Source organism: Lysobacter sp. Root604, from assembly GCF_001427505.1.
Classification (GTDB): Bacteria; Pseudomonadota; Gammaproteobacteria; order Xanthomonadales; family Xanthomonadaceae; genus Lysobacter.
The window spans coordinates 584,841-606,011 of the sequence record NZ_LMGS01000009.1 but is presented as its reverse complement, the minus strand read 5'-3'; the positions used below and the strand labels follow the sequence as shown (position 1 = coordinate 606,011).

The window sequence follows — 21,171 nt, the reverse complement described above, 5'->3', positions numbered from 1 at the left end:
TTTGGGGTAGGAGCGGCGTAAGCCGCGACCACGTCGTAGCCGAAGGAGCGCGGTCGCGGCTTACGCCGCTCCTACCCCCACAGCCGTCTTCGGCCGCGCCGCCAGCAGCGCCTGTGTATGCGCATGCTTGGGCGCGCGCAACACCTCGGCGGTGGCGCCGGTTTCGACGATGCGGCCGGCCTCCAGCACGGCGATGCGCTCGCACACCGCGGCCGCCGCGGCCAGGTCGTGGGTGACGAACAGCAGGGCCAGGCCGCGTTCGCGCTTGAGCTGCGCCAACAGGGCCAGGATCGCGCCGCGGTGGTGCGCGTCCAGCGCCGATACCGCCTCGTCGCAGACCAGCAGGTCGGGGTCGGTGGCCAGCGCGCGCGCGATCGCGATGCGCTGGCGTTGGCCGCCGGAAAACTGGTGCGGGTAGCGGTCCAGCATGGATGCGTCCAGGCCCACCGACCGCAGCAGCTCGCCCGCGCGCACGCGGCGCGCGGCGGCATCGCCGCGCGCGTGGATGCGCAAGGGTTCGGCCACGATCTCGGCCACGCGCATGCGCGGGTCCAGCGAGGCGTAGGGGTCCTGGAACACCACGCCGGTGCGTGCGCGCAGCTGGCGCAAGGCGCGCGGCGACGCGGCGCTCAGATCGATGCCGTCCAGCAGCACGCGGCCCTGCGCGCCGCGCAAGAGCCGCAACAAGACGCGACCCAGCGTGCTCTTGCCGCTGCCGCTTTCGCCGACCAGGGCCAGGCCCTCGCCGCGACGCAGCTCGATCGACACCTCGTCCAAGGCGGGGCGCGCTGCGCGCGGATACCGCATGCCCAGGCCCTCGCCGCGCAGCAGCACCGGCGCATCCGCGGCCAAGGGGTCGGCCGGTGCGGGCGCGATCGCATCGGCAGCCAGCAGCTCGCGCGTGTAGGCGTGCTGCGGCGAGGCGAACACCGTGGCGGTATCGCCGCGTTCCACCGCCTGCCCGCGTTGCAGCACCACCAGGCGCTGCGCGTAGGCGCCCACCAGCGGCAGATCGTGGCTGATCAGCAGCAAGGCCAGACCGTCCTCGCGCCGCAGCGCGTCGAGCAGGTCGAGGATCTCGCGCGCGATGCGCGCATCCAGGGCCGAGGTCGGTTCGTCGGCGATCAACAGCCGCGGCCGCGTCGCCAACGCCAGCGCGATCGCGATGCGTTGGCGCTGGCCGCCGGAGAACTGGTGCGGATAGCGGCGCAAGGCCGCGTCCGGATCGGGCAGTTGCACGCGCGCCAGCAAGGCGCGCGCCTCATCCTGGGCGGCGTCGCGCGCCAGGCCGCGCACCCGTCGCAGCGTTTCCAGCAGCTGGCTGCCGACGCTGCGCAGCGGATGCAGCGCCGCCAACGGATCCTGCGGCACCCAGCCCAACACGCGCCCGCGCAGCGCCGCATGCGCGCGCGAACCCAGCGCGACCGTCTCGCCGTCCACGCTCAGCCGGCCCTCGGCGCGCAGGCCCGGCGGCAGCAGGCCGAGCAGGGACAAGGCGCTCAGACTTTTGCCGCTGCCGCTTTCGCCGACCACGCCCAGACACTGCCCGGCCTGCAGTTCCAGGTCCAGGGGCCCCAGCAAGCGACGCGCGCCCGCGTCCACGACCAACCCGTGCAGCGCCAGGGTCGCGCTCATGCGGCCGCGGACTCGTGTTCGCCGCGCACGTCCAGCCAATCGCGCAGGCCGTCGCCGAGGAACTGGAAGGTGGCCAGGGTCGCGACCAGGAAGCCGGCCGGAAACAGCAGGGTCCAGGGCGCGCTGTCGAGTTCCTGCACGCCTTCCGACAGCAAGGTGCCCCAACTGGCCGAGGGTTCGTCCACCGACAGGCCGAGAAACCCGAGGAAGCTCTCGACCAGGATCGCCTGCGGCAGGATCAGGCCCAGATACACGAACGCCAGCGGCAGCAGGTTGGGCAGCACGTGCCAGCGCAGGCGCTGGCCGAACGCGGCGCCGGCGGCCTGGGCGGCCAACACGAACGGCGCCTCGCGCAGGCGCGCGGCCTCCGCGCGCATCACCCGCGCCAGGTCGATCCAGACATAGCCGCCGATCGCCGCCAGCAACAGGCCCAGCGAGCGCTCGAACAGGGTCAGCAGCAGGATCACCACCAACAGGAACGGCAGCGCCGAGAACACGTCCAGCACGCGCAGCAGGGCGCGCTCGACACGGCCGCCGGCGAGCCCGGCGATGGCGCCGTAGCCCAGCCCGATCGCCAGCGCGACCACACTGGCGAGCAGGCCGATGGTCAACGACAGACGCCCGCCGGCCAGGGTGCGCGCGTACACATCGCGGCCGATCGCATCGGTGCCGAACCAGTGCCCGGCGGTACCCGGCGCGACCGACAGCGCCTCCCAATCGGGCGTATGCGGGTCGTAGGCGCTCAGCCACGGGCCCAGCCAGCACAGCGCGGCCAACGCGGCCAGCGCGATCAGGCAGGCGCGGGCCACGGGCGGGAGGGGTCGCAGGGATCGCATGCGCGCATCCTAACGGGCACATGCCGCCTGGGCATATGCAGATGACGCATCGCCTTTTCCGTCGTGGCGGCCTTTGCGGCCTTATTCCCTACATGGCGAATAGGAAATGCTGACGATGAAGGCGAAATACGCACTGCGCGCGATGTGCGCGCTGGCGCGCGCCGACGACGGCCGGCTGCAAGCCCGGGCGATCGCCGAACACAGCCGCACGCCGGAAAAATTCCTGGAATCGATCCTGGTCGACCTGCGCGAGGCGGGCTTCATCCACAGCCGCCGCGGCCAGAAGGGCGGGCACGCGCTCGCGCGTCCGGCCGAGCAGATCCGGGTCGGCGATCTGATCCGCGCCATCGACGGGCCGCTGGCGCCGGTGCGCTGCGCCAGCGTCAGCGCTTACCGCGCCTGCGCCGACTGCCCGGACCCGGCCCAATGCGAACTGCGCGCGCTGATGCGCGAGGCGCGCGATGCGCTGTCGCGGGTGCTGGACGGCTGCAGCCTGGGCGAGCTCGCGCGCGGCCAAGGCGCCGCGTTGCTGGCCGGAGACGCGGCATGAACGCGGCCCGGCGCAAATCGCGCGGACAGGCCGCGGGCGATACGCCCGTGGGCGAGTTCGAACCTGCGGTCAACATCGTCAACCTCAGCGACAGCGAATTCGCGGTGCTGACCGCGCTGCGCGAGATCGGTTACGGTCAGGTGGAAGTAGTGGTGCACGGCTCGCGGATCGTGCAGATCACGCGCAGCGAGCGCGTGCGGGTGGAAGAGCCGCGGAGCCGGCCGCTGTGAGCGCGTCGCCACGCCGGCCCGCGTACCGCTGTCGACGCCCGCTCCCGGCTTCGACGGACTGAGGCCTTACGCCGCGCACGCCCTACTCTCTCTCCCACCTACTCTTTACCAAGGAACCCGCCATGCCCCATCGACATCGGCGACCTGGCACCGCGACCGCCTCCTCCGCCCGCCTGCTGGGCGCGCTGGCCTGCGCGCTGGCCCTGCCCGCGCAGGCGCAGTCCTCCGGCGTCAGCGTCGAAGACCTGGCGCGCCGTCTGCAGGCGATCGAACAACGCCTGGGCACCGCGCCCGCCGACGCCGGCACCGCCGCGGTCGATCCGGCCGACCTCGACCAGCGCCTGCGCGTGATCGAACGCAAGCTGGAACTGCAGGCCGAAGCCGAAAGCGCGCGCGTGGCCTCCACGCCCGTGGTGACGCTGAGCGCGGCCAAGGGCCTGTCGGTGAAATCGGCACCGCCCGGCGATCTCGAAATCAAGTTCCGCGGCCTGATCCAGGCCGACGGCCGTTTCTTCATCGACGACCAGCGCGCGCCGCAGAACGACACCTTCCTGTTCCGCCGCGTCGAACCCACCATCGAAGGCACCTGGGGTTCGCTGTTCGCGTTCCGCCTCGGCGCCCAGCTGGCCGGCGACAGCGCCACCGTCAACGACGCCTATGTCGACGTGCGCTTCAGCCCGCGCGCGACCGTGCGCGTGGGCCGCTACAAGGTGCCGCTGGGCCTGGAGCGCCTGCAGTCCAGCAGCGCCGGCGCGATGGTCGAAGGCGGTTTCGCCAGCGAACTGGCGCCGGTGCGCGACCTGGGCGTGCAGCTGCAAGGCGAATTCGCCGACGGCGCGCTCAGCTATGCGGTGGGCGCCTTCAACGGCGCGCCCGACGGCCGCGACGGCGCCACCACCAATCCCGACAACGAATTCGAGCTGATCGGCCGCGTGTTCGTGGAGCCGTGGAAGAACAGCGGCACTGCGCTGTCGGGCCTGGGTTTCGGCGTCGGCGCCAGCCAGGGCGACAAGCGCGGCACCGGCAACAACTTCCTGCCGCGCTACCGCACGCCGGGACAGGCGCAGTTCTTCAACTACCGCAGCACCGTGGTTGCCGACGGCGAACACACGCGCTGGTCGCCGCAGGCCTACTACTACCGCAACCGCCTGGGCCTGCTCGGCGAATACATCCGCTCGCGTCAGGAACTGCTGCTGCCGGCCAGCGGCGCGCGCGCCGCGCTCGATCACGAGGCTTGGCAGCTCACCGCCGGCTGGGTGCTCACCGGCGAGGACGCCAGCTACAAGGGCGTGGTCAAGCCCAGTCAGCCGTTCACGCCCGGCGGCGCCGGTTGGGGCGCGTTCGAACTGGTCGCGCGTTACGGCCGTCTCGATATCGACGACGACGCCTTCCCGCGCTACGCCGATCCGGCCGCGGTCGCGTCCGAGGCCAGCAGTTGGGGCCTGGGCCTGAACTGGTATCTGACCAGCAACTTCAAGCTGGTCGCCAACTACACCCAGACCGACTTCGAGGGCGGCGCGCCGGCCGGCGCCGATCGCGAAGACGAAAAGGCTTTCTTCACGCGGGCGCAATTCTCCTTCTGAGCATGCTCCTCACCGGCGCTTAGACCGCGCCCGTCACGACGCAAAGAGACCCCCACATGAAAACCCTACTCTCCTCCCTCGTCGTCGCCCTGTCCCTGGTCACCGGCTCGGCCGTGGCCAAGGACGTGGAACTGCTCAACGTCTCCTACGACCCGACGCGCGAGTTCTACGCCGAGGTCAACACCGCCTTCGCCGCGCAGTGGAAACAAGACACCGGCGAGACCCTGAAGATCCGCGCTTCGCACGGCGGTTCGGGCAAGCAGGCGCGCTCGGTGATCGACGGCCTGGAAGCCGACGTGGTCACCCTGGCGCTGGCCGCCGACATCGACGCCATCGCCACCAACGGCAAGCTGCTGCCGGCCAACTGGCAGTCGCGTTTGCCGCACCAGAGCTCGCCCTACACCTCGACCATCGTGTTCCTGGTGCGCAAGGGCAACCCCAAGGGCGTGCGCGACTGGGGCGACCTGGTCAAGCCGGGCGTGGCGGTGATCACGCCCAACCCCAAGACCTCCGGCGGCGCGCGTTGGAACTATCTGGCGGCCTGGGCCTGGGCCTCGCAGCAGTACCGCGACGGCGGCAAGGTCGTCGATTACCTCACCCGCTTGTTCAAGAACGTGCCCGTGCTGGACACCGGCGCACGCGGCGCCACCACCACCTTCGTCGAGCGCGGCATCGGCGACGTGCTGCTGGCCTGGGAGAACGAAGCCCTGCTGACCCTGGACGAGCCCGGCAATCGCGGCAAGTACGAAATCGTCGTGCCCAGCCTGAGCATCAAGGCCGAACCGCCGGTGGCCTGGGTCGACAAGAACGTGGCCAAGCACGGCACACGCAAGCAGGCCGAGGCCTATCTGCGTTTCCTCTACACACCGCAAGGCCAGCGCCTGGCCGCCAAGCACCACTACCGCCCGGCCGAGCCGGACAAGGTGCCGGCCGCCGAGCTGAACCAGTTCGCCCAGGTCAAGCAGGTGACGATCGACGGTGCCTTCGGCGGTTGGAAGAAGGCGCAGGCGGAGCATTTCGCCGACGGCGGGTTCTTCGATCGGATTTATCAGCCGAAGTGAGGGTTGGTGGATGGCATGCCGCGCTGGGCTATTGGACCCAGCGCGGATCGATGACCGGTGGTGCGGTGAAGTGAGGCGCGACGGTTGCGAAGCCAGTCGAACCCGATACGGACGAATGCATCCGACCTATCGCATCTCCGTCACCGTCATTCCCGCGAAAGCGGGCTCCGCTTTCGCGGGAATGACGAGCAAGAAAGAGCAGACGCAAACACGCATACCGAAGCAGACGAAGACACGCCACCCATGAGCACCATCGCCCTCCCACCCCTAACCGCCTCACGCTGGCGCCGCCCTTTGCCGGGCTTCGGCCTCAGCATCGGCCTGGGCCTGGCGTGGCTGAGCCTGGTGGTGCTGCTGCCGCTGGCGGCGCTGACCATCCGCGCCGCCGGGCTGGGCACGGAAGGCTGGCTGCGCGCGGTGCAGGATCCGCGCGTGCAGGCCGCGCTCAAGCTCAGTTTCGGCGCCGCGTTCGCGGCCTCGGTGCTGGCCTTGTTCGCCGGCGCGCTGATCGCCTGGGTGCTGGTGCGTTATCGCTTCCCGGGCCGGCGGCTGCTCGACGCCCTGGTCGATCTGCCGTTCGCGCTGCCGACCGCGGTGGCCGGTATCGCCCTGACCGCGATCTATTCCTCCAACGGTTGGGTCGGGCGCTGGCTGGAACCGGCCGGCTTCAAGATCGCCTATGCGCCGGCCGGCATCGTGATCGCGCTGGTGTTCATCGGCCTGCCGTTCGCGGTGCGCACGGTGCAGCCGGTGCTGGAAGCGCTGGGGCGCGAACAGGAAGAGGCCGCCGCCTCGCTGGGCGCCTCGCGCCTGACCACGCTGCGCCGGGTGATCCTGCCCGAACTGCTGCCGGCGCTGCTGACCGGTTTCTCGCTCGCGTTCGCGCGCGGGCTGGGCGAATACGGCTCGGTGATCTTCATCGCCGGCAACCTGCCCTACAAGACCGAAATCGCGCCGCTGCTGATCACGATCCGCCTGGAGGAGTACGACTACAACGGCGCCATCGCGATCGCCGCGCTGTTGCTGGCGGCGTCCTTCGTCTGTCTGCTGGCGATCAACGCGATTCCGTCGCTGTTCGCGCACGAACGCCGGGAGCGCCGCCATGGCCCATGAGCGCGACGACCTGCAAGAACCCGCGTGGCTGCGCTGGACTCTGATCCTGTCGGCGGTGTTGGTGATGGCGCTGCTGGTGGTGATGCCGCTGCTGATGGTGCTGGGCGCGGCCTTCGCCAAGGGCGTCGGCGTCTGGTTCGCCGCGCTCAAGGAACCCGATGCGGTCGCCGCGCTCAAGCTGACCCTGTTCACCGCCGCGATCGTGATTCCGCTCAACGCGGTGTTCGGCGTGTTCACGGCCTGGGCGGTCACCCGCTTCGAGTTCACCGGCAAGCGCGTGCTGCTGGCCCTGATCGACTTGCCGTTCGCGGTCTCGCCGGTGGTGGCGGGCCTGTGCCTGGTGCTGCTGTTCGGCTCGCACGGCTGGTTCGCCGAGCTGCTGGCGCAGTACGACATCAAGATCCTGTTCGCGCGCCCCGGCATCGTACTGGCGACGCTGTTCATCACCTTCCCCTTCGTGGTGCGCGAGCTGATCCCGCTGATGCAGCAGCAGGGCGCCGACGAGGAGCTGGCCGCGCGCTCGCTGGGCGCCGGCGCCTGGACCATGTTCCGCCGCGTGACCCTGCCCAACATCAAATGGGGCCTGCTGTACGGCGTGCTGCTGTGCGGCGCGCGCGCGATGGGCGAGTTCGGCGCGGTGTCGGTGGTGTCCGGCCACATTCGCGGCCTGACCAACACCCTGCCGCTGCACATCGAGATCCTCTACAACGAATTCGACAGCACCGCGGCCTTCGCGGCCGCGTCGCTGCTGGCCGGCCTGGCCCTGGTCACGCTGGTGATCAAGTTCTGGCTGGAAGCGCGTCATGGCGACGCCCTGGCGCAATCACACAGGCGGCATTGATATGAATCTTGCGAGAGTGAACGATCCCGCGCTGTGGCGCGCGGCGGAGCTGGATGCGGCCTCGCCCGTCGAGGTCGTGCCTTCACCGCCCTTGCGTCATGATGGCCGCGGAACGGTTCAGGGCAAGGGCATGGACCTGCATATTCAGGGCATCGGCAAGCGGTACGCGAACGTCGCCGCGCTGGACGCGGTCGATCTGGACATCGCCTCGGGCGAGCTGGTCGCCTTGCTGGGTCCGTCGGGCTCCGGCAAGACCACCCTGCTGCGCGTGATCGCCGGCCTGCTGCATCCCGACAGCGGCCGCCTGCTGTTCGGCGACGAAGACGCGACCCGCCTGAGCCTGCGCGAGCGCAACGTCGGCTTCGTGTTCCAGCACTACGCTTTGTTCAAGCACATGACCGTGGCCGAGAACATCGCCTTCGGCCTGCGCAGCCGCCCGCGCAAGCGGCGCCCCGACAAGGCCACGATCGCGCGCCGGGTGCAGGAGTTGTTGAACCTGATCCAGTTGCCGGAACTCGGCGGCCGTTATCCCGAGCAGCTGTCGGGCGGCCAGAAGCAGCGCGTCGCGCTGGCGCGCGCGCTGGCGATCGATCCCACCGTGCTGCTGCTGGACGAACCCTTCGGCGCGCTCGACGCCAAGGTCCGGGTCGAGCTGCGGCGCTGGCTGCGGCGCCTGCACGAGCAGACCGGGCAGACCACGCTGTTCGTCACCCACGACCAGGAAGAAGCGCTGGAGCTGGCCGACCGCGTCGTCGTGCTGCGCGACGGGCGCATCGAGCAGGTCGGCACGCCCGAGCAGATCTACCGCGAGCCGTCGTCGGCCTACGTGTTCGATTTCATCGGTCGCGCCAACACCCTGGAAGGCCGGGTCGAGCGCGGCCAGTTCGCGATCGACGGCCACGCCCTGCGCCTGCCGGCCGACGGCGTCGCCGACGGCGCGGCCAAGCTGTATCTGCGTCCGCACGACCTGGCCCTGACCGCCGCCGGCGACGGGCTGTCCGCACGCGTGCTGGCGCTGCACCGTCTGGCCGACCGCATCACCGTGGAACTGCAGCTGGACGGGCAGGCGCGCGCGCTGGAACTGGACCTGGTGGCGACGCCGGATGCGGTGGTGCCGGCGATCAGCGGGACGGTCGGGGTGCGGCCGCTGCGGTACCGGGTGTATTCGGCATAAGTAGTGCTGCGGCTTTTCCCTTCTCCCACCGGGAGAAGGTGGCCCTAGGGCCGGATGGGTCCGGGATGAGGTTGGAGCTACATGCTCGCGCCGGACGCTCACCCCAACCCATACCCCGGCCCTCACGCCGAAGGGAGAGGGGCTAAAGGCAGCGCCGCCTTGCCGCCTATGACAAAACGTCCCACCCGTGCCCTCAGCAGCCGGCCCGCGCGCAGCCGGGAGTAAACTAGCGCCCATGAGCTATCCCTACGTACGCCCGCGGCGGATGCGCCGCGACGAGTTCTCGCGCCGCCTGATGCGCGAGACGGTCCTCACCGCGAACGACCTGATCTATCCGGTGTTCGTGCACGAACTGCAGGGCCGCGCCGCGGTCGCCTCGATGCCCGGCATCGAGCGTCTGTCGATCGACGAGCTGCTGCGCGTGGCCGAACAGGCCAGCGAACTGCGCGTGCCGGCCCTGGCCCTGTTCCCGGTCACCGCGCCGGACGCCAAATCGCTGACCGCCGAGGATGCCTGGCGCGACGACGGCCTGTGCCAGCGCGCGGTGCGTGCGCTCAAGCAGCGCTTCCCGGAACTGGGCGTGATCACCGACGTCGCCCTGGACCCTTACACCACCCACGGCCAGGACGGGCTGATCGACGACAGCGGTTACGTCATGAACGACGAGACCGTGGAGGCCCTGGTCAAGCAGGCGCTGTCGCACGCGGTCGCCGGCGCCGACGTGGTCGCGCCCAGCGACATGATGGACGGCCGCATCGGCCGGATCCGCGAAGCGCTGGAGCTCGACGGCCACATCCACACCCGCATCATGGCCTACAGCGCCAAGTACGCGTCCAGCTTCTACGGCCCGTTCCGCGACGCCGTCGGCAGCGCGGGCGCGCTGGGCAAAGGCAACAAGTACACCTACCAGATGGACCCGGCCAACAGCGACGAAGCCATGCGCGAGATCGCGCTCGACCTCGACGAAGGCGCCGACATGATCATGGTCAAGCCGGGCATGCCCTACCTGGACATCGTGCGCCGCGCCAAGGACGAGTTCGGCGCGCCCACCTTCGTCTACCAGGTCAGCGGCGAGTACGCGATGCTGCGCGCGGCGATCCAGAACGGCTGGCTGGACGAGCGCGGCTGCGTGCTGGAAGCGCTGACCTCGATCAAGCGCGCCGGCGCCGACGGCATCCTCACCTACTTCGCGCTGGATGCCGCGCGCTGGTTGCGCGAGGCGAAATAACCGGCGCGGACCGCATCCCACGGTGACGGCCGCGAGGCTCGATGAGCCTCGCGGCCGCTTGCATCAGTAGGCCCTGAACGTACAGAACTTCACTATCGTCGCGCTGGAATCGATATTACTGAGCTGCGCTTCGCAGCCCTCTCTGGTCGACGCACTGATGGGCGTAAATACTTCGATGTAGCCCCCAGTGACCGAGTTGTATTGCCAGGATCGAACGGTGGCCTCCCACACGCCTTCCAGAGGCTGCAACGGGGGCAAGGACGGGCGAGGCCCGCCAACCTGAGTGGCATTGAGCGGCAAGGCAACGACCAACAACAACGAAGAAAGCAGCAGGCTTGCTTTGCGATCCATACGCATGGTGAATTCCTTTTTTTCGCTACGTCATGTAGCTCGCGCAGATAAGCAAGCCGCGTTGCGTGCTGTCACGGGCTTTCGGATGCCCGGCGACTCGGAACAGACCGACGGAATTTATCGATAATTAAGAGAAAAGCGCTGAAAAGCAGGCTTTTCTTGCATTCACCGCCAAACCCTTATCGATAACATTCAGCGCATCGATCTCGAGCACCCTTGCGCCGCATGGCTTCGCAGGGCGCGGTGAATCGACGGTGAATCACATCGCCGCAACGCACCAAAGGCCCATACCAACCGTGATCGCTGGCAGTTCCAACGACTAGAACTCGACCAGTCGAAACGGCCCCGCATACTCGCCGGTCAGCATGGATGCGAGGGAAATCGCATCGTCGAGCGTTTCGCCTTCGTGCGAAGCGGTGAGCATGAAGTACTCGCGCTCGACGCAGCACTCGTCGATCCAGTCCTCCAGGTGCGCGGCGCTCACTCCTACGACGCCCACGTAGACCACGCCCTCGTCGATCCATTCCTGGACCATCACGTTCAGTTCGGGCCGATAGCCGCTCAAGGAATGCAACACGATCTTCTTCTCACCGCTCATGGCGCGACGCAACCGCCTTGCCCCGTCGCCGCCGGCGCCTTCATGCGATAGAGGTCCAGCTTGCCGGCCTTCGGCGATTTAGCGCTGCCGGTGACCAGCAGCTCGCCGGGCTTGTTCCAGTCGATCGCCGGGCCCAGGGTGGTGCCGTCCTCGCCGTTGAACGACAGCGCCAGCGGCGTGGCGGCGGCGTACTTGGCGCCGTCGCACTGGGCCAGGTAGAGCCGGATCGGCTGTTGCTCCACGTCTTGCGAGCGCGCGAACACGATCGCGCGACCGTCGCCCAGCCAGGCCGCATCGAATTCGTCGGCGGCGGTGTTCACGCCCGCCACCGGCTTGGGATCGACGTAGGCCTTGCCGTTCCAGGTCGCGACGAACAGATCGTGGCGCCCGGCGCCGCCGAAACTGTCGCTGGCGAACAGCAGGTGGCGGCCGTCGCGGCTGGGCGTGGGCGCCCACTCGTCGCCGCGGCCGTTCACGCCCGCGCCCAGGTGTTCGGCGGGCCCGATGCCGCCGTCGGCGAGCACCGGCGCGCGGTACAGGTCGTCGCCGCCGCGGCCGCCGGGGCGGTTGGAAAAGAAGTACAGCCAACGGCCGTCGGCGCTGAAGGCCGGATCGAATTCCTTGGCGCCGGTGTTCAGGGATAGCGGCGAGGGGTCCTGCCAGCGCCCCTGTTTCAGGCGGGCCTGCCACAGATCCCAGCCGCCCGCGCCGCCAGGACGGTCGGTGCTGCCCCAGACGATGCGCTGCCCGTCGGGACTCACGCTGGCGCGCACCTCCGAGTGCGGGGTGGACACCACGCCCATGCCCTCGATGCCGAACTCCGACAGAAAGCCCGATGCGGGCATGGCCAGCAGCAAGCCGGAGAGTAGACTGAGGCCAGACCAGGCCGCGGCGCGCCGCATAGTGCGTCTCCCTTGAGTATTCCCTATCAGCATCACCAACGAGGCTGCCCATGTCCATTCCACGTTTTGCGGTGATCGGCCACCCGGTGGCGCACTCGCTGTCGCCGCGTATCCACGCCGCATTCGGACGCCAGCTCGGGATCGCCCTGGAGTACGTCGCCATCGACGCCGCACCGGAGCAGTTCGACGCCTTGCTGGCCGAGTTCGCCGCCGAGGGCGGCCTGGGCGCCAACATCACCCTGCCGCATAAGACCCGCGCGGCCGGCATCTGCAGCCACTTGAGCGAACGCGCGCGCCGCGCCGGCGCCGCCAACACACTGATCCGCAGCGCCACCGGCTGGGAAGGCGACAACACCGATGGCGTCGGCCTGGTGCGCGATCTCACCGAGCGCCACGGCCTGGACCTGCGCGAACGCCGCACCCTGCTGATCGGCGCCGGCGGCGCCGCGCGCGGCGTAGCGCCGGCCCTGCTCGACGCCGGCATCGGCGACCTCTACATCGTCAACCGCACCCCGGAGCGCGCCGACGCCCTGGCCGACGCGCTGGGCCAGCCCGGCCGTGTGCATCCGCGTTATCTCAAGGACGCGGTCGCGCTGGGCGCCTTCGACCTGATCGTCAACGCGACCTCCGCCGCGCGCGACGCGCAGCTGCCGTCGCTGCCAATGGGCCTGGTCACCCAGCGCACCGCGGCGGTGGACCTGAGCTACGGCGAAGTCGCGATCCCATTCCTGGCCTGGGCCAAGGCGGCCGGCGCCCACGACCGCATCGACGGCCTGGGCATGCTGGTCGAACAGGCGGCGGAGAGCTTCGAACGCTGGCATCGCGTGCGACCGGAAACCGACCCCGTGTACGCCGCCCTGCGCGAGCGCGACGACGCCCTGGTCACCGCCGACTGATCCGCCGCGCACGGCGTGCGGCCGCGTTGCGCGGCCGTGTCGACGTGCGGGCACGCAACGGGAACGCCGATGGATTCCAGTGCTCTGTTCGCCATGCTGCTAGGCCCCGTGCTGTACGCCACGCCGCATCTGCTTGTGTGCGCGGTCGGCCTGGTGCTGTGCCTGATGCGTCGCCCCGCGTTGGGCGCGGCCGGCACCTACGCCTGCGCGGGCTTCGGCTTGTTCATCTTCGGCTCGCTGCTAGGCTTGGGCGGCCATGCCTGGCTGTTGTGGATGCGCCAGAACGGCGATCCCTCGGCGGCTTCTATCGCGATGAGCATGGGCATGTTCAGTGCGTTCGCGACCCTGCTGCACACGATCGCGATGGGGCTGCTGATCGCCGCGATCCTGGTGCGGCGGCCGGCGCGCGCGGCCTGAGCGCGGCCGAACACGCCGCATCCGATTGAAGCCATGTCGAACGCCAGCCACCACGACGGGACGCATCCGGACACCGTCTACCACTTCGCCGATCCGGTCGATTGGGCGCACGCGCAGGACACCGGCGCGTACCGCAACCCAGGCCTGCAGCGCGAAGGCTTCCTGCACTGCGCTACCGCCGCGCAACTGGCGGGCGTGATCGAACGCCATCAGCGCGGACGCGGCGCTTTGGTCCTCTTGCACCTCGATGCGGTCGCACTCGGCGACGCCTTGCGCTACGACCTCAGCCCTCGCAGCGGCGAAGCCTATCCGCATGTCTACGGACCGATCCCGCTGACGGCGGTGCGCACGGCCGAACCGTTCCAGGCACCGCAGTGAGCGCGCTGAGCTGCCGCGGCGGCTGCGCGGCTTGCTGCACCGCGCCCTCGATCGCCTCGCCCATTCCCGGCATGCCGCACGGCAAGCCCGCCGGCATGCCCTGCGTGCAGTTGGACGATCAGCTGCGCTGCCGTTTGTTCGGCCGGCCCGAACGCCCGGCGTTCTGCGCCTCGCTGCGGCCGTCAGCCGACATGTGCGGCGCCAGTCGCAGCGAAGCGATGGCGCTGCTGTCGGCCCTGGAGCTCGCCACCCAACCCGACGCGGCGTCGCCGCCTTCTGTGGGAGCGACCTAAGTCGCGATCGAACTCCGCCTGGATTCGACGATTCGCTTGCGCGTCCAGCTCCAATGGCGACTTAGGTCGCTCCACAGGGGCTGGCGACGCGAACGCGGAGTATGAGCGCGGCACCGAAGTGGCGCGGCCGTTACAACAAGCCGTCGCGCTTCACCGCCAGGTACTTCTCCACCAGCGACGCGGCGAGCTGATCGCAGGACACGTCCAGCACCATCACGCCGTGGTTGCGCAGGGCGTCGTGGGCGGCGGCGCGCTGTTCCAGGTATTGCGCGGTGGCGCCGGCGCGGATCGCGTCGCGCAGGTCGTGGACCTCGCCGGCCAGGGCGGTGTCCAGCGAATCCTCGCGCAGGGACGCCACGCACACCAGATGGCGCTTGCGCAGCATCTGCACCGCGGTCAGCACGTCGTCCATGTCTTCGTCGCGCAGGTTGGTGACCAGCATCACCAGCGAGCGTCGGCGCTGGCGCAGCGACAGCTCGGTGGCGGCGGCGAGGAAGTCGGTGGCGATGGGCTGCGGCTGCAGCGCGTAGCTCGCGCGCAGCAGGCTGTCGATCGCGCCCACGCCGCGACGCGGCGGCACCCAGGCCGAGGCCCCGCCGCTGGCGAGCAGGCCGACCGCATCGCCCTGGCGCAGCGCCAGATAGGCCACCACCAGCGCGGCGTCGAGCACGCGATCGAAATGAGAGAACTCGCCGTCGCGCGCGAGCAGGCGTCGGCCGGTGTCCAGCATCAGCACCAGTTGCTGGTTGCGCTCGTCCTGGTACTCGCGCGAGATCAGGCGACGCGCGCGTGCGGTCGCCTTCCAGTCGATCTGGCGCAGGCTGTCGCCGACGCGGTACTCGCGCATCTGATGGAAGTCGGTGCCTTCGCCGCGACGGCGCTTGAGGTGCGCGCCGACCAGGCGCGAGGCCTGTTCGGCGCTGAACATCGCGAACTTGGCCAGCGGCGCGAAATTGGGGAACACGCGTACCGGCTGCGCGGCGCCGGCCACGCGCGAATGCCACCACAGCCGCCACGGCGAATGCAGGCGCAACTGCACGCCTTCGAAGGCGAAATCGCCGCGCGCGTTGGCGCGCAGGCGGTAGTCGATGCTGCTGCTCTCGCCGCGGCGCAGGGTCAGGCGACGCGGCAGCCCCTGCATGGACCAGCCGCCCGGATGCAGGTCGAACACGTCCAGCGGTTGCTGGCGCGCATCGCCGTCCAGGGTCAGGCCGACCTCGCGCTCCAGGCCGATCGGCCAGGTATCGGGCATGTGCCGCTGCACGCGCGGGGTCGCCACCAGGGTCACGCGCCAGGCATCGAACAAGGCGATCGCGGCCAGCGCCGCACCGGCGATCCACCAGGCGCGCGCCGGCGCCCAGCCGATGCTCGCGACCAGGCCGAACGCGCCCCACAGCACCAGCAGCGCCAGCAAGGCCGGCGCCGGCCGCGGCAGGCTGCGCGCGGGCGTGGCAGGAACCGGGGCGACGACGGCGCTCATTGCCGCGGCGCTTCGACCTTGGCCAGCAGGGCGTGCAGCACGTCGTCGGGCGACTGGCCCTCGATCTGCATTTCCGGCGACAGCGCGATGCGGTGGCGCAGGGCCGGCTTGGCGATCTCGCGCACGTCGTCGGGAGTGACGAAGTCGCGGCCCGACAGCACCGCCTGCGCACGCGCCGCGCGCACCAGCGCCAGGCTGCCGCGCGGGCCGGCGCCCAGCGCGATGCCCGCCCACTCGCGGGTGGCCGCGGCGATGCGCACGGCGTAGTCGATCACCGCGTCGTCGACCGTGATCAGGGAGGTGCCGTGCTGCATGGCCACGATCTCCTCCGGCCCGAGCACGCGCTGCACCTGCGAGAGATCGAAGTCCGAGGCGCTGCGGCCCTGGCTGACCGCGGTCACCATGCGCTTCTCATCCGCGCGGCTGGGGTAGCCGATCAACACCTTGAGCAGGAAGCGATCGAGCTGCGCTTCCGGCAACGGGTAGGTGCCTTCCTGCTCGACCGGGTTCTGCGTGGCCAAGGTCAGGAACGGCGGCGCCAGCTCGAAGCTGTGGCCTTCGATGGTGACCTGCAGTTCCTGCATCGCCTCCAGCAGCGCCGACTGGGTCTTGGCCGGGGCGCGATTGATTTCGTCGGCCAGCAGCAGGTTGGTGAACACCGGGCCGCGGCGGATGTTGAAGCTCTCGGTCTTGGGGTCGTAGACCGCGTGGCCGCTGATGTCGCTGGGCATCAGGTCGGGCGTGAACTGCACGCGCGCGTAGCCGCAGTCCAGCGCCTTGGACAGGGCGCGCACCAGCAATGTCTTGCCCAGGCCGGGCACGCCCTCGATCAGGGCGTGGCCGCCGGCGAGCAGGGCGATCAGGATCTGATCCAGCGCCTCGGCCTGGCCGATGAAGGCCTTGCCGACCTCGTCGCGCACGGCGGCGGCGCGTTGCGCCAGTTCGGTACCGGTGATCGGTGCGGGCACGTTCGCGGGCGTGGTCATAGCGAGTTTCTCAGTCGGATCAAAGTGGCGATGCGGGAACGGAACGCGGCGTGATCGCGCGCGACCGGCGTGGCCAACGCTTCGCGGATTTCCGCGGGCGTGAGCTTGAAACGTTCGGCCAACAGAGCCGCCTGCGGCTCGCCGTCGAGCGCGGCGGCCTGCGGGTCGCGGCGGCGCAGGCGCAGCAGGAAGGCATTGCGCACGGCCGCATGCAGCAGATGGCCGTAGCCGTAGCGGTAGACATGCTCGCCGCTGGCCAGCACGTGTTCGAGCAAGGACCGGCGCTCGCTGGCCGGCGACGGCAGCAGCGGCCCGAAGCGCTGCGCGCGCCGCCATAGCCACAGCAGCAGGGCCAACAGCATCGGGCCCCAGGCCATCCAGCTGCGGGTCAGCAGGGTCATCCACAGGGACGGCACATCGGCCGCGTAGATCAGGTGCACGGTGCCGCCGCTGCGATAGTTCGGCGCCAGCAGCTGGCGCAGCAGGGCGATGTGCGGTGCGTCCTTGATCGCTTCCTCGTGCTCCTCGCCGGCGGCGTTGACCGCGAAGTCGAGGTCGGCGATCACGTCGACGCTGCCGCGCCCCTGCGGCAGGCGCGCGAACACATACCCGGTGTCGTCCGCGCCCCAGGCGCGCAGCGGCACCGGCGCGCGCTCCATCAACAGGAAGCGCCGGCCCTGGCAGAACTCGACGTGCGAATCCTGGTGCTCGACGTACATCGCCACGCAGTCGGTCTCGCGCTGCGGGAAGAACTTCACGCCCAGCTCGGTCAGCACCGGGATCGACGCGGCCGCGCTGAGCTCGCCCAGCGGCGGCGTCCGCACGATCAGGTGGCCGCCGCCATGCACCCAGGCCAACAGGGCCTTGGCGTCCGACGCCGACAGCTGGCGCGGATCGCGCAGCAGCAGCACGGTGTCGCGCGCGCCCAGCGGGTACCGATCCGGCTGCAGGCGCTGGCGCGAGAGCGCCTTCACCCCATCCTTCTTCAGGGCCAGCTTGAGCACGTACAGCGGATTGCTGGCGGCCTCGCCGCTGCGCGGCAGATCGATCCATTCCTCGACCCGCTCGTGGGTGCGCCACCACCAATAGCCCAGGCCCGCCAACAGCAGGACCACCAGCGCGGTCGCCAATGCGGTGCGCAGATTCATGCGGCCCACCCGAAACGTTGGCTGAGCGTGCGCAGCAAGGCGTCGAACTCATCGAGCGCGGGCAGACGCTGGGCATAGGCCGCGTACTGCCAGGTGCGCACGGCGCTGGCGAAGACTTCGCGGTCCTCGGCCAGCGGCATCTTGCGCGAGGCGCGCAGGCATTCGGCCTCGGTCGCGCCGGGCACCAGCACGACCTGGGCGCGCGCGACCATGGCTTCGACGCTGGCGCGATACAGCAGGGCCAGGGCGTCGCGCTGCCGGCCGGACTGCCACAGCCGGCGCGCGGCGGTGGGGATGTCATCGGGCAGCGGTTCCACCTCGACCACCACGCCGGTCTGTACCGGCTTGGGTTCGCGCTCCTCGGCGCGCGCGCTGTCGCGCAGCCAACGCAGCCAACGCGGCGCGGTCACCAGGATCAACACCACCAGCGTACCGAGCAGCAGCCACAGGCCGTACTTGCCGATCAGCGCCAGGACCACGCCCAGGCCTTCCAGCGCCGGCGGCGATTTGGGTTCGCGGGGCTTGTCCGGGTTGCGCGCTTTCCAGGTGGTGACCTTGCGCTTGGGCGTGACCGTCGGATCCCGATAGGCCTGATCGACCGCCTCGCGCAAGTCGGCCTCCTCGGCGCGCGCATCGCCGAACACCTCGTCCAGGGTCGGCGGCGCCTGCGCTTCCTTGGCGGCGACGGCCTTCTGCAGTGCCTCCTCGCCGTCCTCGGACGCTTCGACATCGTCCGACCCCACCGGATCGCGCAACGGTGCGCCGATCGAAGCCGCATCCGCGGCCTCGACGAACTCCTCGTTCGACTCGTCCGCCGCCTCTTCGTCGACGGCCTCTTCGTCGACGGCCGCGTCGTCCATCGCGGCGGCCTCGGCCGACGGCGCCCTCGGCGCGCTGGGCGCGGCCTGCTGCGCCGAAGCGTCCGGCAACACGCCCAAGCCGAAACACAGCGCCAGCAGCAGCGGCGCGCTGGCGGCGCTCAGGCGCGCGCGCAGGCGCCGGAACACGATCTCGATGTCCCAGGCCTCGATCTCGGTGCGGCGGTTGAGATACAGGCCGAAACCGGCGCCGACGTAGAAGGGCTCGATCAGACAGGTCGCGGCCCAGGCCAGTATGTTGCCGGCCAGCTGCACCCAGGTCGCTTCCGCCAACAGCGCCTGCCAGATGCTCTGCGCGGATTCGGACAGGTATTCGGCGGGAATGAACATCGCCGCGCCGGCCGCGATGCCCAGGTACAGCGCGCCTTCGAAATGGAAGCAGACCAGGGTCAGCAGCGCGGCCACGCCGTACACCGGCGCGCCCAGGGCGCTGCGGCGCTGGCGCGCCTCGGCGCCGCGCCCGCCTTCCAGCAGATCCACCGGCAGGTACAGCGAGCGCGCCGGACTGAGCCGACGCCAGGTCAGATAAGGCAGGGCCCAGCGCGCGCCCCAACGCAGCTGCGCGCGCACGGTCTGGCCGGTGCTGGGCACGTCACCGAACACCGCCCGCGACAGCACGTACAGCGGGATGCGGTCGAACACCGGCTTGAGCCACCACATCAGCAGCGCGGCCAGCCACAGCATGTCCAGCGCCCAGGCCGCGGCGTTGAGCGCGACGAACAGCGGCAGGGTCAGCAGCAGGTAGGGCTTCCAGATCGCGACGGCATGCCGACGCGTGAGCGCGGTGCCCAGCTCGACCGCTTCCCAGGCCGTGCGCGGACGCAACGCGACGGTGAGCGACTCGATCTTCATGACTCGACCCGGTCCTCGATCGCGACGTTCTGGTTGCGGCCGCCGAACCACAGCCAGCCGCCGACCGCCGCCCACAGCAGCGCGCCCACGCCGTATTTGACCGCCGCCGGTATGGTCGCGATCGACGACCAGAACGCTTCCACGAACGCGGCGAACACCAGCATCGCCAATACGCCCACGCAGATCTTGGCGCCGCGCTTGCCGCCTTCGATCAGGGCGTCGATGCGCCGGCGCTGGCCGGGCGCGACCAGGTTCAAGCCCAGGCGCAGGCCGGCGCCGCCGGCGATCCAGATCGCGGTGAGCTCCGGCGCCGAGTGCCCGGCGACGAAGCGCCAGAACGGATCGCCGTGACCGACCGCCTGCAGATGGCCGGCCACACCGCCGATCACCACGCCGTTCATGATCAGCACCGCGATCGAGCCCAGGCCGAACAGGAAGCCGCTGGCGAAGGTGCGAAAGCCGATGCTGACGTTGTTGAGGATGTAGTAGCCGAACATCGCCAGATCGGTCTCGGCGCCGCGGCCGAGCTTCTGCAGCGGGCTGTTGGGGTCGTACATGTGCTCGAACTCGGCCAGCTGCTCCGGCGGAAACAGCGCACTGGCCAGCTCGGGCTGGATCTGGATCGCCACGAACATGGTGATCAGCGGCAGCCAGAACAGGGCCGCGGCGGCGGCCATGCAGCCGCGCTCGGCGCGCACCAGGCGCGGGAAGCCGGCGAACAGGAATTCCAGCGCGCGCCGCCAACGCGGCCGCGGCGCGCGGTACAGCAGGCCGTGACCGCGCTGCATCAGATCCTGCAGGCGATCGGTGACCGCCGCGCTGTAACCGCGACGGCGCGCCAGCGCGAGCTGCTGGCACAGGCGGCGATAGCGCGCCGGCACTTCGTAATCGGGCAGGCCTTGCCAGCTGCGGCGATCGGCGCGCGCGCGCTTGGCGCTGTCGCCGCGCGCGTCCAGCCACGCCTCCAACTGGTTCCATTCGGCCTGGTGGCGCTCGACGAAACGTTCCTGCTTGACCACGGAGACCTGACTCATCTGCGCCCCAGCAGCCAGTTGGCGATGCCGTAGACCCGCGCGACCGCGGTTTCGCCGCGCGCGCCGGTCAGGGGCTGCACCAGGTCGGCCAGTTCGATCTGGCGCGCGGCGGCCAAGCGCGGCGCGCGTTCGGCGAAGGCGACCATGGCCGCCTGTTCGTAAGGCAGCAGCGGCACCGCCGGCGCGCTCGCCGCCCCGGGCGGCGCGGCCGCCGCTTCGTGGCGGCGCGCCTCGTGCACGACCAGGGTGCCGGCGACCATGTCGCCCAGGCGCCGGCCGTAAGGATCGGCGTAGCTGGCGATCAGGCCGAAGGCGTAGCCGAACGGCAGCATGTCGACCACCCGCAGCAGGTTGCGCACGAACGATTGCATCCAGCCCACCGGCGCGCCGTTTTCGGCGACCACACGCAGACCCAGCGCGCGCTTGCCCGGCGTGCGGCCGTCCCACATCGCCTCGAAGGCGACGTGGTAGAACCACAGCAGCACGAACATCAGCACCAGATAAAACCCCATGCCGCCCTTGCCGAGCAGGCCGAACGCCAGCGAGCCGACGAACAGCAAGGCCAGGCGGATGCAGAAATCGATGGTCCAGGCCAGCGCGCGCGGCACCGGCCCGGCCGCGGGCAGTCGCAGGGCGACGCCTTCGGGCGTCACCACTTCGCGGTAGGTATCCAGCATCACAGCGGCGCGGCGCCTGCGGGCGGCGTC

23 protein-coding genes are annotated in these 21,171 nt (G+C 70.2%); 12 read left to right on the top strand and 11 right to left on the bottom strand.

Annotated elements, in window-relative coordinates:
* Nucleotides 1-60: 60 nt before the first annotated feature.
* Nucleotides 61-1,635, bottom strand: a complete 1,575-nt coding sequence (locus ASD69_RS11055) for an ABC transporter ATP-binding protein (RefSeq protein WP_056177778.1) — start codon at nt 1,633-1,635, stop codon at nt 61-63.
* Complete coding sequence (locus ASD69_RS11050) at nt 1,632-2,471, bottom strand: ABC transporter permease (protein ID WP_056177776.1); 840 nt, start codon at nt 2,469-2,471, stop codon at nt 1,632-1,634. The genes ASD69_RS11055 and ASD69_RS11050 overlap by 4 nt, the downstream gene beginning before the upstream one ends.
* 115 nt (nt 2,472-2,586) lie before the next feature.
* Here ASD69_RS11050 and ASD69_RS11045 point away from each other — a divergent pair, with 115 nt between their 5' ends.
* From ASD69_RS11045 to hemB, 8 genes are all read left to right on the top strand, one after another.
* Entirely contained in the window at nt 2,587-3,021 is a 435-nt protein-coding gene (locus ASD69_RS11045; protein ID WP_200943983.1) for an Rrf2 family transcriptional regulator, read from the top strand.
* A complete protein-coding gene (locus ASD69_RS11040) occupies nt 3,018-3,251 on the top strand; it encodes a DUF2292 domain-containing protein (RefSeq protein WP_056177772.1) in 234 nt (77 codons plus the stop codon). The genes ASD69_RS11045 and ASD69_RS11040 overlap by 4 nt, the downstream gene beginning before the upstream one ends.
* A gap of 122 nt (nt 3,252-3,373) precedes the next feature.
* Entirely contained in the window at nt 3,374-4,834 is a 1,461-nt protein-coding gene (locus tag ASD69_RS11035) for a porin (RefSeq protein WP_056177770.1), read from the top strand.
* Nucleotides 4,835-4,890: 56 nt separating this feature from the next.
* The gene (locus ASD69_RS11030) at nt 4,891-5,895 is read left to right on the top strand and encodes a sulfate ABC transporter substrate-binding protein (protein ID WP_056177768.1); all 1,005 of its coding nucleotides are present in this window, start codon (nt 4,891-4,893) and stop codon (nt 5,893-5,895) included.
* 243 nt (nt 5,896-6,138) lie between these two features.
* Nucleotides 6,139-7,008, top strand: a complete 870-nt coding sequence (gene cysT / locus ASD69_RS11025) for a sulfate ABC transporter permease subunit CysT (protein ID WP_056177765.1) — start codon at nt 6,139-6,141, stop codon at nt 7,006-7,008.
* Nucleotides 6,998-7,849 carry a sulfate ABC transporter permease subunit CysW gene (cysW, locus tag ASD69_RS11020; RefSeq protein ID WP_056177763.1) on the top strand — a complete coding sequence of 284 codons (852 nt, stop codon included), beginning with the start codon at nt 6,998-7,000 and terminating at the stop codon, nt 7,847-7,849. Before cysT ends, cysW begins: the two co-directional genes overlap by 11 nt.
* Nucleotides 7,850-7,979: 130 nt before the next feature.
* Nucleotides 7,980-9,023, top strand: a complete 1,044-nt coding sequence (locus ASD69_RS11015; protein WP_056179826.1) for a sulfate/molybdate ABC transporter ATP-binding protein — start codon at nt 7,980-7,982, stop codon at nt 9,021-9,023.
* A 235-nt stretch (nt 9,024-9,258) separates the two neighbouring features.
* A complete protein-coding gene (gene hemB, locus ASD69_RS11010) occupies nt 9,259-10,251 on the top strand; it encodes a porphobilinogen synthase (protein WP_056177761.1) in 993 nt (330 codons plus the stop codon).
* A gap of 63 nt (nt 10,252-10,314) precedes the next feature.
* On the opposite strand, the gene ASD69_RS11005 is transcribed toward hemB, so the two are convergent.
* From ASD69_RS11005 to ASD69_RS10995, 3 genes are all read right to left on the bottom strand, one after another.
* Nucleotides 10,315-10,608 (bottom strand): hypothetical protein, encoded by a 294-nt coding sequence (locus tag ASD69_RS11005; protein ID WP_057164379.1) that lies wholly within the window; start codon nt 10,606-10,608, stop codon nt 10,315-10,317.
* Nucleotides 10,609-10,921: 313 nt separating this feature from the next.
* On the bottom strand, nt 10,922-11,200 hold the full coding sequence (locus ASD69_RS11000) for a hypothetical protein (RefSeq protein WP_056179823.1): 279 nt from the start codon (nt 11,198-11,200) through the stop codon (nt 10,922-10,924).
* A complete protein-coding gene (locus tag ASD69_RS10995; RefSeq protein WP_056177757.1) occupies nt 11,197-12,102 on the bottom strand; it encodes a PD40 domain-containing protein in 906 nt (301 codons plus the stop codon). The genes ASD69_RS11000 and ASD69_RS10995 overlap by 4 nt, the downstream gene beginning before the upstream one ends.
* Before the next feature lie 50 nt (nt 12,103-12,152).
* Between ASD69_RS10995 and aroE the strand changes: the two genes are divergently transcribed.
* The 4 genes from aroE (at nt 12,153) to ASD69_RS10975 (ending at nt 14,086) form a co-directional block, all read left to right on the top strand.
* Complete coding sequence (gene aroE / locus ASD69_RS10990) at nt 12,153-12,998, top strand: shikimate dehydrogenase (RefSeq protein ID WP_056177755.1); 846 nt, start codon at nt 12,153-12,155, stop codon at nt 12,996-12,998.
* A gap of 69 nt (nt 12,999-13,067) precedes the next feature.
* Entirely contained in the window at nt 13,068-13,415 is a 348-nt protein-coding gene (locus ASD69_RS10985) for a hypothetical protein (RefSeq protein WP_056177753.1), read from the top strand.
* A gap of 33 nt (nt 13,416-13,448) precedes the next feature.
* Nucleotides 13,449-13,793: a DUF952 domain-containing protein gene (locus ASD69_RS10980; protein ID WP_056177751.1), complete on the top strand. Its 345-nt coding sequence runs from the start codon at nt 13,449-13,451 to the stop codon at nt 13,791-13,793.
* A gap of 5 nt (nt 13,794-13,798) precedes the next feature.
* Complete coding sequence (locus tag ASD69_RS10975) at nt 13,799-14,086, top strand: YkgJ family cysteine cluster protein (RefSeq protein WP_235567227.1); 288 nt, start codon at nt 13,799-13,801, stop codon at nt 14,084-14,086.
* A gap of 130 nt (nt 14,087-14,216) precedes the next feature.
* Here ASD69_RS10975 and ASD69_RS10970 read toward each other — a convergent pair whose 3' ends face one another.
* The 6 genes from ASD69_RS10970 to ASD69_RS10945 are packed head-to-tail and all read right to left on the bottom strand — an operon-like array spanning nt 14,217 to nt 21,141.
* Complete coding sequence (locus ASD69_RS10970) at nt 14,217-15,566, bottom strand: DUF58 domain-containing protein (protein WP_056177747.1); 1,350 nt, start codon at nt 15,564-15,566, stop codon at nt 14,217-14,219.
* Nucleotides 15,563-16,552 carry a MoxR family ATPase gene (locus tag ASD69_RS10965; RefSeq protein WP_056177744.1) on the bottom strand — a complete coding sequence of 330 codons (990 nt, stop codon included), beginning with the start codon at nt 16,550-16,552 and terminating at the stop codon, nt 15,563-15,565. The genes ASD69_RS10970 and ASD69_RS10965 overlap by 4 nt, the downstream gene beginning before the upstream one ends.
* Nucleotides 16,549-17,700 carry a DUF4350 domain-containing protein gene (locus ASD69_RS10960; RefSeq protein ID WP_082576522.1) on the bottom strand — a complete coding sequence of 384 codons (1,152 nt, stop codon included), beginning with the start codon at nt 17,698-17,700 and terminating at the stop codon, nt 16,549-16,551. The genes ASD69_RS10965 and ASD69_RS10960 overlap by 4 nt, the downstream gene beginning before the upstream one ends.
* Nucleotides 17,697-19,430, bottom strand: coding sequence for a hypothetical protein (locus tag ASD69_RS10955; protein ID WP_056177740.1), 1,734 nt, complete (start codon nt 19,428-19,430; stop codon nt 17,697-17,699). The genes ASD69_RS10960 and ASD69_RS10955 overlap by 4 nt, the downstream gene beginning before the upstream one ends.
* Nucleotides 19,427-20,464, bottom strand: a complete 1,038-nt coding sequence (locus ASD69_RS10950) for a stage II sporulation protein M (protein WP_056177738.1) — start codon at nt 20,462-20,464, stop codon at nt 19,427-19,429. Before ASD69_RS10950 ends, ASD69_RS10955 begins: the two co-directional genes overlap by 4 nt.
* Nucleotides 20,461-21,141, bottom strand: coding sequence for an RDD family protein (locus ASD69_RS10945; protein ID WP_056177736.1), 681 nt, complete (start codon nt 21,139-21,141; stop codon nt 20,461-20,463). The genes ASD69_RS10950 and ASD69_RS10945 overlap by 4 nt, the downstream gene beginning before the upstream one ends.
* Between the last annotated feature and the right edge of the window lie 30 nt (nt 21,142-21,171).